The organism is Pseudomonas sp. GW821-FHT11G12 (genome assembly GCF_058808055.1).
In genome coordinates this window covers 269,265-287,366 of sequence record NZ_JBXARH010000006.1, presented here as the reverse complement: position 1 = coordinate 287,366, position 18,102 = coordinate 269,265, and the positions used below count along the sequence as shown (strand labels likewise).

At 60.1% G+C, this 18,102-nt stretch carries 11 protein-coding genes and 1 pseudogene; 3 read left to right on the top strand and 9 right to left on the bottom strand.

Annotation, left to right across the window (positions count from 1 at the left end; all coding sequences use genetic code 11):
- Positions 1–166: 166 nt before the first annotated feature.
- Positions 167–421, top strand: a pseudogene (locus AC1RR7_RS19790) (YebG family protein); the annotation flags it as partial.
- A gap of 170 nt (positions 422–591) precedes the next feature.
- Here the strand turns inward: AC1RR7_RS19790 and AC1RR7_RS19785 are convergent.
- Positions 592–1,611: a Glu/Leu/Phe/Val dehydrogenase family protein gene (locus AC1RR7_RS19785; protein WP_096819082.1), complete on the bottom strand. Its 1,020-nt coding sequence runs from the start codon at positions 1,609–1,611 to the stop codon at positions 592–594.
- A 184-nt stretch (positions 1,612–1,795) separates the two neighbouring features.
- Here AC1RR7_RS19785 and AC1RR7_RS19780 point away from each other — a divergent pair, with 184 nt between their 5' ends.
- Positions 1,796–2,599, top strand: coding sequence for a SirB1 family protein (locus AC1RR7_RS19780; protein WP_096819080.1), 804 nt, complete (start codon positions 1,796–1,798; stop codon positions 2,597–2,599).
- Here AC1RR7_RS19780 and AC1RR7_RS19775 read toward each other — a convergent pair.
- The 4 genes from AC1RR7_RS19775 to hmgA all read right to left on the bottom strand — a co-directional run bounded on the left by AC1RR7_RS19775 (position 2,523) and on the right by hmgA (position 7,255).
- On the bottom strand, positions 2,523–3,920 hold the full coding sequence (locus AC1RR7_RS19775; RefSeq protein ID WP_493072693.1) for an MFS transporter: 1,398 nt from the start codon (positions 3,918–3,920) through the stop codon (positions 2,523–2,525). The genes AC1RR7_RS19780 and AC1RR7_RS19775 overlap by 77 nt on opposite strands.
- Positions 3,921–4,000: 80 nt before the next feature.
- Positions 4,001–4,639 carry a maleylacetoacetate isomerase gene (gene maiA / locus AC1RR7_RS19770; protein WP_096819076.1) on the bottom strand — a complete coding sequence of 213 codons (639 nt, stop codon included), beginning with the start codon at positions 4,637–4,639 and terminating at the stop codon, positions 4,001–4,003.
- 12 nt (positions 4,640–4,651) lie between these two features.
- Entirely contained in the window at positions 4,652–5,956 is a 1,305-nt protein-coding gene (gene fahA, locus AC1RR7_RS19765) for a fumarylacetoacetase (RefSeq protein ID WP_493158232.1), read from the bottom strand.
- 3 nt (positions 5,957–5,959) lie between these two features.
- Entirely contained in the window at positions 5,960–7,255 is a 1,296-nt protein-coding gene (hmgA, locus tag AC1RR7_RS19760) for a homogentisate 1,2-dioxygenase (protein ID WP_064593461.1), read from the bottom strand.
- Positions 7,256–7,418: 163 nt separating this feature from the next.
- Between hmgA and AC1RR7_RS19755 the strand changes: the two genes are divergently transcribed.
- Positions 7,419–8,204 carry an IclR family transcriptional regulator gene (locus tag AC1RR7_RS19755; RefSeq protein ID WP_192563567.1) on the top strand — a complete coding sequence of 262 codons (786 nt, stop codon included), beginning with the start codon at positions 7,419–7,421 and terminating at the stop codon, positions 8,202–8,204.
- A 23-nt stretch (positions 8,205–8,227) separates the two neighbouring features.
- Here the strand turns inward: AC1RR7_RS19755 and AC1RR7_RS19750 are convergent, their stop codons facing one another.
- The 4 genes from AC1RR7_RS19750 to AC1RR7_RS19735 form a co-directional block, all read right to left on the bottom strand.
- Positions 8,228–11,659 (bottom strand): dermonecrotic toxin domain-containing protein, encoded by a 3,432-nt coding sequence (locus AC1RR7_RS19750; protein ID WP_493065292.1) that lies wholly within the window; start codon positions 11,657–11,659, stop codon positions 8,228–8,230.
- Positions 11,660–11,800: 141 nt separating this feature from the next.
- Complete coding sequence (locus AC1RR7_RS19745) at positions 11,801–14,353, bottom strand: helix-turn-helix transcriptional regulator (RefSeq protein ID WP_493158230.1); 2,553 nt, start codon at positions 14,351–14,353, stop codon at positions 11,801–11,803.
- Positions 14,354–14,492: 139 nt separating this feature from the next.
- Positions 14,493–15,860 (bottom strand): DUF1329 domain-containing protein, encoded by a 1,368-nt coding sequence (locus AC1RR7_RS19740; RefSeq protein WP_493158229.1) that lies wholly within the window; start codon positions 15,858–15,860, stop codon positions 14,493–14,495.
- A 23-nt stretch (positions 15,861–15,883) separates the two neighbouring features.
- On the bottom strand, positions 15,884–17,677 hold the full coding sequence (locus tag AC1RR7_RS19735; protein ID WP_096819067.1) for a DUF1302 domain-containing protein: 1,794 nt from the start codon (positions 17,675–17,677) through the stop codon (positions 15,884–15,886).
- Between the last annotated feature and the right edge of the window lie 425 nt (positions 17,678–18,102).

The window sequence follows — 18,102 nt, the reverse complement described above, 5'->3', positions numbered from 1 at the left end:
GTGGCGTTTGGTCGCACCTGCGCGGCGCATTAGGCCTGACAAAACCCGAATCCGGTCTACATTAAAAAGCCACTACCCAAAGCGCAGGGATTCGCTTATCCTTTTAGCTGTATATAGATACAGTAGTCGCTAAGACAACTTAATGTGAAGGCATGTGAGGTGGTGAATGGCCGTCGAAGTGGTATACCGCAGCAGCCGAGATCTGGAGCGCTTGTTCATGGATAAAGCCGAAGCTGACCGTCATGACAAAATGCTCGAACTGGCCGAGTTACTGGCCGAAGTGCTGGAAAAAGCCGTTCCATCGTTGAGCGAGCAGCAAGTGGAAGAAGTCGGGATCTTCATGGCGAAGAACCGCGACGTGTTCGCCCGAGCGTTCAAGAGCCAGCCTGATGCCCTGTCGGAGCTGATCAACGCACCGGCCGAACCGGTTGTGGCGACTGAGACGGCAGACGCGGCTGAGCCGGCAGAAGCCCCAGCCAAACCCGCCAAAGCGGCGAAGGCTGCAAAGTAATCGACACTTGAATTGAAGCCTCTGAATTGAATAGCCCCTGAGTTGAACGACTCAGGGGCTTTTTCATGTCCGGAAAAACCTCAGCGGTACAACACCTTCTCCGCCAACTCGTCCGCCACCCGCGCGGGTGAACGCTTTTCTGCCTGGGCGTGAGCAAACACTTCCGTCAGCCGCGAACTGATCTTCGACAGGTGCGCGGTGATGGTCGTCAGCTCTTCGCCACGGTGCTTGAGGGAAACGTAGATCAAGCCACCGGCATTGATCACGTAATCCGGCGCATACAGGATGCCGCGCCGTTCCAGTTGATCGGCCACATCCAGATGCGTCAGTTGATTGTTGGCCGACCCTGCCACCGCCGAACAGCGCAACTGGGTGACGGTGTGGCTGTTGAGCACACCGCCCAGGCCGCACGGCGCAAGAATGTCACACGGCGTGCTGAGCAATGCGTCGTTGGCGATCGGGTGGGCGTTGAGCTGCTCCATCGCCAGTTGCACCTTGCCGTGGTCGATGTCGCTGACCAGCAGTTCGGCGCCAGCGGCGTGCAGTTGTTCGGCCAGGGCATAACCGACATTGCCCAGCCCCTGAATCGCCACGCGCAAGCCTTCGAGGTTGTCGCTGCCCAGCCGCGCCATGGCCGTGGCGCGTATTCCGGTGAACACGCCCATTGCCGCGTGTGGCGCCGGGTCGCCGGCCGAGGTGGTGCTGGTGACGTGCTGGGTCTGCTGGGCGATGCAATCCATGTCCGCCACCGAGGTGCCGCTGTCGATGGCAGTGATGTAGCGGCCGTCGAGCTGATTGATGCAACGGCCGAAGGCTTCGAACAACGCAGCGCGGTTTTCCACATGGGCCGGGCGCACGATCACGGCGACGCCGCCACCCTGGGCCAGACCGGCCAGCGCGGCTTTGTAGCTCATGCCCTGGGCCAGGCGTATGGCGTCCTCGACAGCGGATTCGTCGTTCGGGTAGGCAAGATAACGACACCCGCCCAGGGCGGGCCCGAGGCGACTGTTATGGATGGCAATGACCGCCTTCAATCCGGAGACCGGATCAACGCTAAGGTGCAGCGATTCCAGGCGAGTGCTTTGCATGAGAGCGAACATCGGCAGGCCCCCGAATCACTTCTGGTAGACGCCAGTATAGGCTTGCGCCCAAAAATTGCTGAAGCGCACGGGAATAAGGCCCGACAGCGACCAATGCGTTGCGGCATAACCCGGTGGCAGAGCGGCGCGGCACTGGACGAATGACAGAGACGGGGCTAAAACGAGGCATTCCCCGGAGATTTTGATGAGTCCGCGCCAACGTTTTTTCGACTGTCTGCACCGTTCACCGCCCGCGCTGTTCGAGGCGGCGTTGTGGATGGCTGCCGAGCATGACAAACACGTCGACCCCGAAGCGCTATTGCAGGATTTCAAGGAACTGCAACAGCGCGTCAGTTCCGGTTTGCCACTGTTGCCGGTCAGCGAACTGGCGCAGCCGCTCCTGCGGCGAATGACCGATCTGGGTTTTGCACAGGATGATTTTGCGCCGTTGCGTCCCCAAGCCGCGATGGTCAACAAGGTGTTGCAGACCCGGCGCGGCCAACCGTTGGCCCTGGCGCTGATCGCGCTGGAACTGGCCCGTGGACTGGAGATCCCGCTGGTCGGTGTGAACTTCCCCGGGCATTTCCTGTTGAAGGTGCCCGGGGCTGATCACTTGCTCGATCCGTGCGGTGGGCGGCGCCTGTACCCGAACGATTGCCGCGAACTGCTGCATCGCCAATACGGCCACCAGATGCAACTCAACGCCGACCACCTGCTGGCCGCCACACCGCTACAGATGCTTCAACGCCTGTCGCGCAACCTGCGCCAGTTGCACCTGACCCACGATGACTTCATCGCCGCGCTGATCGATGCCGAACGCGTACTCGAAATGGGCGATGCCAGCGCCGCCGACTACCTGGCCCGCGCCAGCCTGTACCAGCGTCTCGACTGCCCGAACGCCGAGCGTTTCGACCTGGAACATGCGCTGCTGCTCAGTGACGACCCGATTCAGCGACTTCGCCTGACGGAGCGGCTGGGGCATCTGCCGCCCAATTCGGTGGTGCACTGACTGACGCCGCAGCAGGCGAACGCACCTGAATGATCAACAACGCCGCAATCACTGCCGGAATCGCGCAGAAGAAGAAAATCTGCTCCACCGGAATGTGCATCGCCAGCAGCAGGCTGCCGAACAGCGGCCCGAGAATCGAGCCGAAACGCCCCACTCCCAACGCCCAACCGGTGCCGGTGGCGCGCACGTGCGCCGGATAGAAATTGCTGGCAAACGCATTGAGCGTCAGTTGCCCGCCAATGATGCAGAAGCCCGCCGCAAACACACAGGCCACCAGATAGCGTGGGTTGTCGTGATTCAGGCCCAGCAGGATCGTGCAGACCGCCGCGCCGGCCAGCACACCGGACAGCAACCGTACCTTGCGCTTCAGACGATCAGCGAACCACGCCATGCAGATGGCGCCCAAGGTGCCGGCGAACAGGAACATCGACGTCACCAGATTCGCTTCATTGAGTTTCAGGCCACTTTCCAGCAGCAGCGACGGCAGCCAGCTGATCATGAAATAAAGCAGGATCAGGCTGACGAAAAACGTCGCCCAGATCAGCAAGGTCGGGCGTGCATAGCCATTGCGGAACAGTTCCACCACCGTCAGTTTGCTGCCCTGCTCGCGCTCGTTCTGTTCGACCGAGGCAGCGGGCGGTTGCCAGTCCGGCAACATCCGCGCGGTAACCTTGCGCAGCCGCGCATACGGTGGCGCATCGCGCAGCAGGCGTGGCAGGGATTCCGGCAGCATCCACCAGAGAAACGGAAACAGCAGCAACGGCGTAACGCCGCCAGCGAGGAACACCGCTTGCCAGCCGAATCGATCGATGAACCCGGCCGCAACAAAACCACCCGCCGCACCACCGAAGGAAAAGCCGCAGGCCGCCAGCGTCACCATCAACGTACGCAGCCGTGGCGGTGAGTATTCCGACATCAACGCCATGGCGCTGGGCATTGCGCCGCCCATGCCGATGCCGCAAATGAAGCGCGCGATCATCAAGGTATTCAGGGAATCGGCGAATACCATCAGCACCGTGAGGCTGGCGTAGATCAGCACACAGGCGAGCAGAATCCGCCGTACGCCGAAACGGTCGGCCAGCGGCGTCACGGCGAGCGAGCCTAGAGTCAGGCCCAACAGGTTGGCGCTGAACACCGGGCCGAACGCCGATTTCTCCAGGCCCCAGTCCTGCGCCAGCGCCGGCACCACATAGCCGAGCACCTGGGCGTCATAGCCGTCGGTGACCAGCAACAAGGCGAGAAGAATCAGGAGCAACCACTGAAAACGGGACACAGGACGGGCGTCGAGTGCCGCCCGGAAGCTGGCAATCTGGTTATGCATCGCAAGGTACCTGTTTTGTTTTTATGTTTTTTGCGGGTAACCGGAATGGCTCCCGTGCGCTGCACGGGAGCCATCAAATGCTACTTCGGCGTGTCCGGCTGATTCGCCGGATGCGCCGCGATGAACGCCGGATGTTCAGCAGCCAACGCGGCCACCCGACGGATCCGTGGATACGCCTCAAGCGAAACGTTGAAACGCTCGGCCGCGTACAACTGCGGGATAAGGTACACATCAGCCACGCACGGCCACTCGCCGAAACAGAAACCGCTGTCGCCGATCAACTGCTCCACCGTCGCCAGCCCCTGACCGATCCAGTGGCCAATCCACTCGGTCACCTGCGGCTCGTCATGGCCCAGACCGCGCAGGCGATTGAGCACGCTGACGTTGTGCAGCGGATGCACGTCGCAGCCGATCACAGCCGCCACGCCGCGCACTTGTGCGCGGGCAACGAGGTCCTCGGGCAGCAGCGGCACCTGTGGATAACGTTCCTCCAGGTACTCGATGATGGCCGGCGACTGAATCAGCAACTTGCCGTCATCGGTACGCAGCGCCGGCACCCGGCCCTGGGGATTGATCGCCAGGTACGCCGGTTGCCGATGTTCACCGCCGGGCGGCGCGATCAAATTGACTGGCAACGCCTGATAGTCGAGGCCCTTGAGTGCCAGCGCGATCCGTACCCGGTAGGACGAAGTGGAACGGTAATAGGTATAGAGATCCATGAACCGCTCCTGTCAGCGCGCCGCCAGCACAGTGCCACGGCATTCGCCGAAACCGATCGAGGCAAAACCTTCGCGGGCGCAGCGAGCGCGCAGGATGATTTCGTCGCCGTCTTCAAGGAATTTGCGCACCTCACCGGAAGCCAGCTCGATTGGCTTTTTGCCACCCTCGGTAATTTCCAGCAGGCTGCCGAACTGGCCGTTTTCAGGGCCGGACAAAGTGCCCGAACCGAACAGGTCACCGGCCTGCAACTGGCAGCCGTTGACGCTGTGGTGCGCGACCATTTGCGCGACGGTCCAGTACATGTAGCGGGTGTTGCTCAGAGTCAGGCGATGGGCCGGCAGGTTCTGCTCGCGCATTTTCTCGGTGAGCAGCAGCACTTCCAGCTCGATATCGAAACCACCGCCATCCTGATCGCGCTTGTCGAACAGGTACGGCAATGGCTGCGGATCACCTTCCGGGCGCGCCGGTTGCGCGGTGCGGAATGGCGCCAGCGCTTCGGCGGTCACTACCCATGGCGAGACGCTGGTGATGAAGCTTTTGGAGAGGAACGGGCCGAGCGGCTGGTATTCCCAGGCCTGGATGTCACGGGCCGACCAGTCGTTGAGCAGGCAGAAACCGGCAATGTGTTCAGCGGCATCGCCGATGGCGATCGACTCGCCCATCTCGTTGCCCTGACCGATCCAGATCCCCAGCTCCAGCTCATAGTCCAGACGCGCACACGGGCCGAAGGTCGGCTCGGTCGCACCGGCCGGCAGGGTCTGGCCTTTCGGGCGACGCACGTCGGTGCCGGAAGCACGCACGGTGGACGCACGACCGTGGTAGCCGATCGGCACGTGTTTGTAGTTCGGCAGCAACGGGTTGTCCGGACGGAACAGCTTGCCGACGTTCTGCGCGTGCTCGATGCCGACGTAGAAGTCGGTGTAGTCACTGATGCGCGCCGGCAGGTGCAGTTGGCAATCGGCGGCCAGCGGCAGCAGTTTTGCGCCCTGGGCTTCAATATTGCCGCGATGGGTGCTGCCTTCGCTGAACAGCTCCAGCAGTCGTTCGCGCAGGGCAACGCGAGCTTCGCGGCCGAGTTCGAAGAATGCGTTCAACTGGCCGCCGTGCATGGCTTCGACTGCACTGCGCGCGACGCCGTCGAACAGCCCGGCCTCCAGCGCCACTTGCAGATCGAAGATGTGTTCACCAATCGCCACGCCCGCGCGCGGTGCCGAGCCGTTGAGGCTGAACACACCCAGCGGCAGGTTCTGCAACGGGAAATCGGTGTGGCCGTTGGCCGAAGCGACCCAACTGCGGGTGATGGAATTCTGAGTCATGGGTTATCTCCGGGTCGGGTCGAACGTGGCGGGCAGCGTGGCCCAGCAGGCGTCGTAAGTGGATTGCAGTTGCGGACAGTCGAGGGCAAAGCGGCTTGGGCGCAGCACCTGGCTGGTCTCGAACATGAAGGCCATGGTGTTGTCGATCTTGGCCGGTTTCAGGTCCGCGTTGATGGCTTTGGTGCAGGTCTCGCCGTCCGGGCCATGAGCACTCATGCAGCTGTGCAGCGACGCGCCGCCAGGCACGAAACCTTCGGCCTTGGCGTCGTATTCGCCCTGGATCAGGCCCATGAACTCGTTCATCAGGTTGCGGTGGAACCATGGTGGACGGAAGGTGTTCTCGGCCACCATCCAGCGCGGCGGGAAGATCACGAAGTCGAGGTTGGCCAGACCGTGGACGCTGGTCGGCGACGTGAGCACGGTGAAGATCGATGGGTCCGGATGATCGAAACTGACGGTGCCGATAGTGTTGAAACGGCGCAGGTCATATTTGTACGGCACGTTGTTGCCGTGCCAGGCGACCACATTCAGCGGCGAGTGATTGAGTTCGGTGCCCCACAACTGGCCGAGGAATTTCTGCACCAGGGTGGTCGGTTGTTGCAGGTTTTCGTAGGCGGCGACCGGGGTCAGGAAGTCCCGTGGATTGGCCAGGCCGTTGCTGCCGATCGGCCCCAGATCCGGCAGGCGCAGCGGCGCGCCATGGTTCTCGGCGACGTAACCGCGCGCCTGCGGGTCGAGCAGTTCGACGCGGAATTTCAGGCCCCGTGGCAACACGGCGATTTCCAGCGGCGCCACTTCCAGCACACCCAGCTCGGTTGCGATGCGCAGACGCCCCAGTTGCGGCACCAGCAGCAGCTCGCCGTCGGCGTTGAAGAACACCCGTTCCATCGAACGGTTGGCGCAGTAGTGATAGATGCTGATGCCGGCCGGTTTCTCGGCAGCGGAATTGGCCGCCATGCTCACCAGACCGTCGATGAAATCGGTCGGTTCGGCCGGGATCTCCAGCGGGTTCCAGCGCAGGCGATTGGGGGTCACTTCACCCAACGGGCCGCCCGCCAGTTGCCGCTCCAGTTTGACGAATGCCGGGTGGTTGGCCGACGGCTGGATCCGGTACATCCAGGTACGCCGCGCTTCGCTGCGGGTCATGGTGAACGCAGTGCCGGAGAACAGTTCGGTGTAGAGACCGTACGGGGCTTTCTGCGGGGAGTTCTGGCCGACGGGCAGTGCGCCGGGCAACGCTTCGGAGCTGAATTCGTTGCCGAAACCGGACTGGTAAGCCAGGGCTGAATCGAGGTTCATGGAGCCTCCTGAACAGGGAGTCGGCATGGCCGGACGCTCTGGATCAGAGGTCTTGGCACGCCGGGGTTATTTTTATCGTAATTCAATTACGCATAACGTAATTTGCTCGCTATCCAGCGTCAAGCTATAAAGACGCCCATTCGTTCCGGGACACGGCAGCACCATGGAAAAAACCAGCGACAGCAACGGCAAACAGAAAGTCCGCTCCGCCGAAGTCGGCACCGACATCCTCAAGGCCCTGGCCGAGTTGTCGCCCTCCACTTCGCTGTCGCGCCTGGCCGAACATGTGCAGATGCCGGCGAGCAAGGTTCACCGCTATCTGCAGGCCTTGATCGCCAGCGGTTTCGCCGAGCAGAACACCGCCACCAACCATTACGGTCTCGGCCGTGAAGCGCTGCGCGTGGGCCTGGCCGCACTCAACAGTATGGACGTGCTGAAAGTCGCCGCCCTGCCGCTGGCCGAACTGCGCGACGAACTCAACGAAACCTGTTTCCTCGCGGTGTGGGGCAATCAGGGCGCAACCGTTGTGCACATCGAACCGGCGGTGCGCGCGGTGACGGTCGTGACGCAACTGGGCTCGGTGTTGCCGCTGCTCAGTTCATCCACCGGTCTGGTGTTCAGCACCTACCTGCCGCACCGGGAAACCGACGAATTGCGCGAACAGGAAATCGCCAGTGGCGGCCATCCGCTGGCGGACGAAAAAGCCTATGCGGCGTTATGCGAACAGATCCGCGAACGCGGTCTGCATCATGTGCACGGTTTGCTGATGCCCGGCGTCGATGCCCTGTCGGCACCGGTGTTCAACGCCCTCGGGCAGATCGCGGCAGTGTTGACCATCGTCGGCCCGACCTCGCTGTTCCACGCCGACGAAAACGGCCCGGCGGCGCAGCGGTTGCTGGCGGCGACACGGGCCGTGAGTTGGCGGATGGGCCATGAGCCTCAAGCCTGAATGCTTGAGGCTCGATCGCCTTATCAGTGCACTGTGGTCTGACTACTGCGGCTCTGATTATCCTTCATCAATTGCTCGATGATTTCGACCAGACGCTTTTCTCCCAGCGTCTGCCCCGTGGCCTGGGACATCCAGCCCACCACAGTTCTGGCATCCTTGCCCAGGTCAAACAAGGTCTTTTGAGCAGGCGTAACCTTGACCGGCTTGCCGGCTGCGGCTGCTTTTCCGAGACTCACCAGTCCGATCAGCGCGGATTTTCCATGATCAAGGGCGGCAGAGTAATTACCCCGCTCATACGCTCTCGCACCGTCGTAAAGGCTCTTGAACACCTCCACGGCGGTGACGGCTATGCCGATCGGAGGAATCACCAGACTGATGATGTTGGCGGCAAAAATCACGTTGTCATAAACCAGACCGGCTATCACCTCATTCAGACTTGTGGTCCGTGCGTCGATGTCGCTGAGAATGCGATAGATCCTGTCGTCATGAAGCATAGAGAAGCCCAGCATCCGCACAGCGCCTTCCGGTTGAGGGGGGGCGACGGTGTTGACCGTGGCAACCAGATTGTCGAAGTAATCATTCACAACCTTGCGATCATCAATCTTCACTCGCGCCATGTAGTAATCGCGGAACGGCCCGTAGCGGAAACGAATGGAACCGACAAACTCGTCGACCGAGCGGAAAGCCACATCGTCAGGCGCGTTGGGCGTGTAAAGATAGTCAAGAAATTTCCCATAAATGGACATCCGGAAAATATAGACTCCTTCGACAATTCGACGGCTCTGCAGGCGGAACTTGTAGATCCCCTCGTTTGTATTCGATGGAAAAGGAGAAGCGTCATTGCCTGCGGTCTCACTCAGGTTGTCGACCAGGCGTTGAATCCCTTTGAAAACGTCCGTAGAAAGCTGCCCGGAGAAATACTGATGACAGGCGTCGTAGTGCATCTCACAGCGGACTTTCGTGGCATGCACCGCCCGCTTGAACTCATAGCCCGGGTGATTGCGATCCAGGTAATCGCTTTGTAAAAACCGGGTGTAGTGGTCCCCGGGACGCAAGGTTTTCGACCAACTGGAAAGATCCCTGATATCCAGTTTTTCAATCGACGGATGCCCACCCGTCACGTAGAACTTCGGATTCTCATCAATCGACCGGCCAGGCGTCGCCGGGACTTCAAAGTGGCGGCCCTCAATCAGGACAGTGGTCAGATCCAGATGGAAATCGTCGGTCTGAATCATGATTTTGTCGGGATCGACCTGAACCCTCTGACCACGTGACAACAACACTTCTTCAATTCGCTGCTTGATCAGATCACGGGAAAACTGCTCGAAAGTCGGATAGCCGTTCTCCCGGGAATCCACCATCGACAATGCTTTCAGTTCAGTACTGAGGCGGGCGTATCTTTGCCGCGCCAGTGATCCGGCAGAGAAGTAGGCAGCCGGCGCCAACACTCGGACACGAGCGGCCTCACCCGCGTAAGCCACTTCACTATGACTGAACAACGGCTCACCGGCATTCAACGCCATGAGTCCCGGCACCAAATCCAATTCATACATGTAGTGTAACGGCGTAGTTCCTCCCCCCCTCAATACACCGACAGCAGCCAGATCGTCAGGCGGGATCAACGATTCGGCATAAGCACGATTATCGGAAAGCATGGACTCCATCCAACGATTGAACTGGTAGATGTCGGCGAACTTCACATAGTCGAATTGGCCGTGGGGCATCTTCATCAGTGCATAACGAGTTGTTGCTGTGCGCGGCATGAACAGCAGCACGTTTTGCAATACCACTGGCCGGTATTTCAGTTTCACTCCCCGTATTTCCACGGAGGGATCACCTTTCAAGGTGCGTTGGATCAACGCAACGTCTGTGGCATTGAAACGTGCAGAGTGTTGGGCAACGAACAGCGCGAACTCCGCCTGACTACGCAGATAGTTGAAATAAGCCTCGCGAAACTCCTGCGGAGTACTGGAAGGCAGGGACCTGCTGAACTCCACACGCAGATCCCGATTGGCCAACCAACCTTCCAGTTTGGCAACGGTCAACCCGCTGTCCGCCGGAGCGCCTTCGATACGCAGGGTCGCGCGGTTGCCAGCATCATGCAGGCCGATAACCATGAACTCGGTTAACGTGCGAATATCTTCCTGCTGGATCGTACGTCCGCCGACTTCTATCCGGTACAGGCTATGGACCTTGATTGCATCCGGGTCAGGCCGCATTCCCAAAGCGCTGTCACACCAGCGACCGAAGTGCTCTACGGCATAGTCGTGTAGCGAAAACAGCCGATCGGATACTTGGGCATATTCGAACTCATATCCCTCTTTCGAAGTTTCAAGGGATTCGTAGGTATCGCGTATCGCCTCACCGGCCGACTTTAACCAGTCTGGCCACTCCAGGCGTTTGACCAGTATGCGCAACGCCCTGATCCGCTGGTACAGGTCAGAGTGCATCGGAAAAACCTGATGAATATTCTCCAGCTCGCGGACAAATCCCTCTTTGCGTGGCTCACCGGATCTGATGCGCGCAGCAAATTGTGCCTCCTGATCCCTGAGTCGGCTGCCCACACAGTGCGAGAACACGCTGACCGACAATGCCGGATACCTGATTGCATCAGGAGCAACTGCCAGCCGGCTGCACATTGCTGCATGCAGGTCGGCACTGCTGGAGAAGTATTCGAAACCGTTGTCCGGCGTGTAAAGGAACCAGCCGTAAGCGTCGCCGGACAACTTGATTTCGGAAGTTGTGATGCTCGAATAGGGCATGACAAAACCGGATACCAGATCCCGCTCAATGCCAGACGCCTGACGGAGACTGATTTTGTAGGCCCCGGATAACTTCGCCTTCAGCAACTCGTTAGCGCGCAGAGCCTGGAAGCTTTTAAGCGAACCCGCCACTTCCGTCAGGGCCAACTCGGCCTGCAATGCTTCGGAAAAGGCAACTTCCAACAATGCCTTTTGAGTTGTCGATTCCCCGGATTCGCTGCGGGCCGGACTGTTCCAGTACTGACGGAGTGCACTCGCCTGATCAGTTGCCACCTGCTGCAACGCCTGAATCAAAACATCCTCGACATCTGAAATCTTGACATTTCCGACTCTCAAGCGCGCATCTGTTGTATCCGGGCGCGAATAGACAAAATCAAGACCAAGTACATAAGACGTATAAGCACCGCGCCCCAGACAATCAAAAAAAACATCAAGTATCGAACCGGACGGCCTGTTCAAAATCTCATACGGATCATCACCGGAATTAATATATAGACGTTCTACATCAATAGACTTTCCCAGTCGTTCGAATCGTTCCGAGAGTCTTTTCCGCAAGATATCCCTCAAGGACGGAGAACGTTCCAGCACCGCTCTCAATTCATCCCCCGCACGCTGTACGTTCTCCAGCGCTACCTGACCATCCGCATTTTTCAGAACGGCGTCGGCCGTTGAACTTTTGAACATCACACCCATTGGATACATCCTGTAAATTCGTCTATGTGGAAATAGCCTCATGCCACTTCCTTACAGGATCAACGATTACTCATCTGATTTAAAATCTAAAGACGCTGCTTATTTCAACATATCTATACAGCAACACCCAGCCTTAATTACTCAACATAAATTTAGCAACTTCGCCCTGGCCACTGCTTGAGTCCGGCGTTCAACGCCTAATTTCCCATGTATGCGTCGCACATGAGTTTTAACTGTATGCAATGAAATGAACAACTTCTCGGAAATTTGCTGATTGGAATCACCGAAGGCAATCAACTCCAGGACTTTAAGTTCTCGCTGACTGAGGGGATTGAGCGGCGTACTTTGTTCTTCCACAGGTACCGCTGTTTCAACAGCGCGCCAGTGCAAGGGAATCTCCGCGCACCGGGCGTAGAGCTCGGCCAACATTTGCTGCAGGTTGCAACGCTTGATGATCTGGCAGCCCTGTTCGAAGAACTTTCTGGCTTGGGCCGGCTCGCCGAGAACCAGCGCCACTTCGGTCAGTGTCAACAGCAACTCGGCCTCCAGCCTGGTCAGCCCGAGAGCCTGAGCCGACGCCAGCAAGGCACCCAACCGGATCAGAGGCGTTTGCATCTGATCCAATCGGGTCTCGGCCAGAACCAGCAAACATTCGATGCGTGGAATCAGCTCAAGCGTCGCCGGCGGTGCCTGCCGTGCATGTGGGCCACGATAATGTCTGAGCACCCGGCTCAATGCCTCGTGAGCCAGTTCGGGGCGTCCTTGTTGCAACCAGAATTCGCTGCTGACCTGCAACAGCACACCGCGATAGACCGTGTCCGGAATCTGTCGCTGTTGCATCAACCGTTCGGCGTCCCGCAGTCGCATGAAGGCTTGAGCGTAATCGCCCTGATTGGCGGCCAGTTGCGCCTGACCGAGAAATCCGTAAAGCACTCGCTTGTCAAAGCTGCACAGGCAGTCGTCGAGCCCTTGCTGGAAAAATTCGGCCGCCGGGCCTGGTTGCCCCATGCTCAATGCCAGCCGCCCCCGGCGCAGGGCGATCCGCCCCAGCAGCGGCGTCGGTCGCTCGACGGACGAACCAAGCATTTCGCAAAGGCCGGACAGCAGTTCTTCGGCTCTGGCCGATGCCCCTCGTTGCTCCAGCAGCTGGGCATGATCAAGCTCCAGCAACGCTTCGAACAACAGAGAACCCTCAGCCCGGGCCAGGCACAGTGCTTCACGATTGATCGAATGAGCCAACTCCAGATCACCGCACAGCAACGCCTGCTGAGTGCGGCCCGATAGACAAAGCAGGCGTGCCGTCCAGGCCTGCGGCGACAGATCGTTCAAGGCTTGCTCGAAGTGATCGCGTGCTTCCTCCATCCGTCCTTGCAGATGCGACAGCCAGCCTTGCTGAGCCTGCCAGCGGGCGATCAATTGCCGTTGCTGGTCAGCCGACGGTGGCGGCAAAAAGCGCGAAAGTTGCCCGATGCAATCTGCAGCCTGCGCAAATCGCCCGGCGAACAGCAACGCCGCCGTGATCAAACCGACCAATTGCGCAGAGCTCAGCAGCAGTTCTTCACCGCGTTGCTCATAAAGACGCAGCAACAGCACAACCGTCTGCTCCTCGAACAGATGCTCGAAAGTGAAGTGCTGCAACAGGCTCACCGCAACCTCGTACTCTTCGGCCAGCAACGCCTGCTCGAACGCACATTTCCAATGCTGTCCGGCAGCAAACCACTGACAGGCCCGGCGATGCCAGGAACGTCCGGCAGGCCAGGGTTCGTCGCGCATCAAACGCGACAGCGGGGCACACACCTGCAACCAGTCCGGCGCCCCTTGCCAGGGCTCGATAAAACACCCGAGGGTTTGCAGACTGCGCATCCATTGCGCCCCGTCGCCAGCACCGAACAGATGGTCGCAAAGGCCGGCATTGAACCGCGGCAAATGCGCCAGCACCCGCCAGGCCTCGGCCAGCTCCGGACTCAGACCGCTGAACAGTTCGTGTTGCAGGTAGTCCAGCAAGGTGTCCATGCGTTGCTGCGGCAAGGTCTTTTGCGACCAGTCGCATTTTTGCATCAACAGCATCCGCACCCCGGCACACCAGCCACCACTGCGCTGAAAGATACGCCCCGCCACACTGTCGGCCTGGGCGGGAGGCAAATGACGCAGCACTCCTGCGATTTCATCCCGGGTCAGTGCCAACGCCGCGCCTTCACATTCGTACAAGGCGTCATCGAGCAGCAGGCGCGGCCAATTGCAGGATGGGCGCCGTCGCGTGCCGATCCACCACGCCACGGCCGGACTGCTGATCGCCAGCATCCGGTCGAGCAATGCATCCAGCGCCGGCTCCGGGGATCGGCAGTAATCGTCGATCAGCACCCAGGTCACCGTAGACCGTCGCGCCAGTTCATACAGCAGTGACGCTTCGTCCGAGGTTGTCAGCCCCATTGCTTGCGCGAGTCGTTCGCAACATTCGCCAGCGCTCAAGGATGCACCGGCCAGCGGCAACCAACAGACGGTGCAATTGACGGGCGCTTGCAGCAGGCATTCGGTGAGCAGCGCGGTTTTGCCGCTGCCGGCCGGCGCGCAAATCAGTTTGACCCGTGCCGTCGACTCAAGCAGTGCATCGCAAAGTCGCGGACGTGGCAGGTGATGGGAAGAAAGTCTCGGAAAAAAATCTGCTCGATCCAGACGGGGTGTCATGGCGGTCATCGGGTGCGCCTTTTTATCGTTGTGCGTTCACCCTAGCCCTCTCCCCGATGCTTGTTGACGAGTATTCAGTACGCTGATTGCTGCCCATAAAAAAGACGACCAACCGGTCGCCTTTTGTCTCGCGCGTGTATCGCTCCCCTTACCGGACGCCCTCGGCGCGCAGGGCCGAAGGAGTGAAGTCGGCCGCCTTGGCTTCGAAGCCGAATTCGAAGCTGTGCTTCTCCTCGTTCTTCATGCCCAGGGCAATGTAGCGACCGGCAATGATGTCGTAGAGCGCTTCCAGGGTGTAGGCCTGGGCCTGGTGATCGTAGTAGTACTGGGCATGACCTTCGGCCACCCGCCACAACTGTCCGCGACCGTCGTAGTGATCGGCCAGCGCCACTTGCCAGCTGTCCTCGTCGATGTACATGTGACGCTTGGCGTAGATGTGCCGCTCGCTTGGCTTGACCGTGCCGATCACTTCCCAGACCCGGTGCAGTTCGTAACGGGTCAGGTCCTGATTGATGTGCCCGGCCTTGACGATGTCGTCGTACTTGAGCTTCGGCGAATCGAGTTTGTAGCTGTTGTACGGAATGTACATTTCCTTCTTGCCAACCAGTTTCCAGTCGTAACGATCCGGCGCGCCGGAGAACATGTCGAAGTTGTCCGACGTACGCAGGCCATCGGCGGCGGTACCCGGGCCGTCGTAGGCGACTTGCGGCGCACGGCGAACCCGGCGCTGACCGGCGTTGTAGATCCACGCCAGACGCGGTTCTTTCACCTGGTCGAGGGTTTCGTGCACCAGCAATACGTTGCCGGCCAGACGCGCCGGGGCAGTCACGGACTGCTTGAAGAAGGTCAGCACGTTGGCCGCCTGCTCCGGATCCAGCTCCTTCATCAACTGCGGCACGGCGATCTCTTCCTCGAAGCGGATCGGTGTGTAGCTGCCGTTGGTCTGCGGGGTCACCTGGGTGATGATCCGGCGCAGGTTGCCACCGTGGTAACGGGTGATGTGGTTCCACAGCACCTCGACACCGTTCTTCGGAATCGGGAAGGCGTAGTAGCGATTGCCGGTGAAATTGGCCAGGCCGTTGCCGTCGTTGATCGAGGTCACGTTCAGTGCGCTGCGCTTGGCCGACTCGTAGATTTCCGGCGGCACGGCGACGGTGCGGTGGGTCGGGTAGACCGGAATTTTGTAGGTGTCGGGATAGCGTTTGAACATCGCCACCTGGCCTTCGGAAAGCTTGGCCTTGTACTGGTCGACGTTGGCCGCGGTGATGGTGAACAGTAGTTTTTCGCTGGCGAACGGGTCGGCGAGAAAACCTTTGCTGTCCACCGCCCCGGCGTTTTTCGGGATGCCACCGGTCCAGGCCGGAATCGAGCCATCGGCGTTACCCGCCTTTTCGGCGCCCAGCGGCGTCAGGCTGGTGCCGAGTTTCTCGGCCTCTTGCGGCGACACCGCCGCGATCACGTTGGCGGCCAGCAGACTCAAGGCCAGGACACCGCATTGCAGAATCATCTTGCGCATTGATTTCATCCTTCTCGGGCAGATCAGAAGTTCACGCCGAAGCTCAGGGCCACGAAGTCACGGTCGGTGAGGACGTTGTAATCGCCGCCGAAAAAATCGGTGTAACTAAGGCTCGCGGTGTAGGTGTTGCGGTAGTCGGCATCGACCCCGACGCTGATTGCCTTGGCGCCTTCGTTGAACAGCCCGTTGGGGCCGTAACCGGAGACGTCGTGGGACCAGGACAGGTTAGGCTTGAGGTTGATCCCGCCGATCACGTTGGCGTAGTCGAGGATGGCCCGGGCGCGATAGCCCCAAGAGGTCGACGTGACGAACCCGCCGGTGTCACCACCGAAACCGTACTGGCCGTACACCGAATCGCGGCCGTAACGCAGCTTGCTGCGCGACTCCAGACCACCGACCCGGACCACCGCCGCCTCACCGACCACGGTCAGGCGTTCGGCGCCCAGCACCTGATCGAAGAAGTGCGTGAGCGTGCTCTGCAGTTGCGTCACTTCCTTGCGCCGGTAGCCTTTGTTGTCGGCCCCCGGCGACGTAGTCAGCGGCGACGCCGCGCCGCCGGCAATCGGGTTGAGCAAGGCCAGGGTCAGGTCGTTGGTGTTGACCTGCACCGGGGCGTTGGGGCGGTAGCTGAGCTCGCCGGTCCACGCAGTGCCGGTGGGCAATGTGGTGGCGAAACTCGCGCCATACAGGCGGATGTCTTCCGGGTATTCGAGGTAATACTGACCGCGTCCGAGCATCACGCTTTGCGCCAGCCCGGAACCGCTGCCGGGGGCCAGGCGATTGGCGGTGCTGACCATCCCCGGCAGCGCCGCCAGAGTCGACAGGCCCGCCGTGGTGGTGCCCACCGTGGGCGTACGGCTGTGGTAGTTGAGGAAATAGAGGCCATATTCGGTATCGTCGCCGAGCCAGCGCAGCGCCGTACCCCACTGCCCGGAATCCCGTGCATCGCGATCACCGCCACGGGGCACGACGACGCCTTCGCGAGTGACTTCGATGGGTTGTCCGAAAGCGGCGGCCACCGGTGCCAGCGGGGCGATTGCCGGATTGGCGACGGTGTAACCATGGTTGCAACCATCCGCCGCGACGTCGACACCGAAGAAGGTGCCGCAGTTGTCGAGAACGGTCTGGTCCCACTCCAGCTGATAGAAGCCCTCGACCGAAAGTTTGTCCGTCAGGCTTTGCGAGCCGAACAGCATGTTCACCGGAATCAGGCCTTCCTTGATCTCCGCGCCGGGCCGGCGGAACGCCGAAACGTCGATCGGGTTGATGCTGTTGATCGAGTTGCCGATGAAGGTACTTTCGCCCCAGCTCACCACCTGCTTGCCGGCACGCACGGTGCCCGGCAGATCGGCGATGGAATAGTTGTGATAGACGAACGCATCAAGAATCTGCCCGCCGGAAGACTTGGCGCCTTCCTTGCGGCCCTTGTCGCTGATGGGCTTGAACTCGCGGTCTTCGTCCTTGAGTTCGAAGTCGTACCAGTACTTGCCACGTACGAACACACCGGTGTCGCCATACTTCAATTCAAGGTCGTGGATGCCCTTGAAGATCTTGGAAAAGGTCTCGCCCTTCTTGAAGTTCAAGCGCCCGTCATCACCGGTCGAAGACTGGCCCGTACCGCCATTGACCGTGCCGACCAGCGACTTGTCCGCATCGCGCATGCCCCAGCTCGCGCCGACCGACAGCGATGAGTCGAACGTGCCTTCGATTTCGCCGATGTTGAAATCGATCGCATGGGCCTGGGCACAGCAACCCAAGGCGACCGCAGCCGCCAGCGCCTGCGGTTTGAAGATGGCGCGCATTGTTGTTTTTGTCATGCGTCTTCCCCGGTGAGTGACAGAAGGCCCCACCCTACTGCCGCCACACGGGGACGATAAGCGCACCAAGGAGGTATTCGCGCTGTCGCCCGAAAGGATGAATCCCCGCCTGGAACGGGGCTTGCCGCGAGGCATGGGCAAGCTGGATAACCCATGATCAATTCAACGGATGATGCCCACCTCAAGACGCAGCACTGTTACATGCCCCGTAACAGTGCATGTCCGGAATCGCTATTTTTCCTTTGGCTTCAAGCCCTTATTCTGAGCGGGCTTTCAAGGCAGACCGCCACGAAGCACAAAGTCCGCGACCGAGTCGTCGGCAACCGATTTCTGATGGACCGAAGCGTTTTTCGCTCCATCACCCTGGTGTTCACTGACGTTGATTTGTAGCTCCTTGATCCAACGTCTTACCTTGGCCGCTGCGT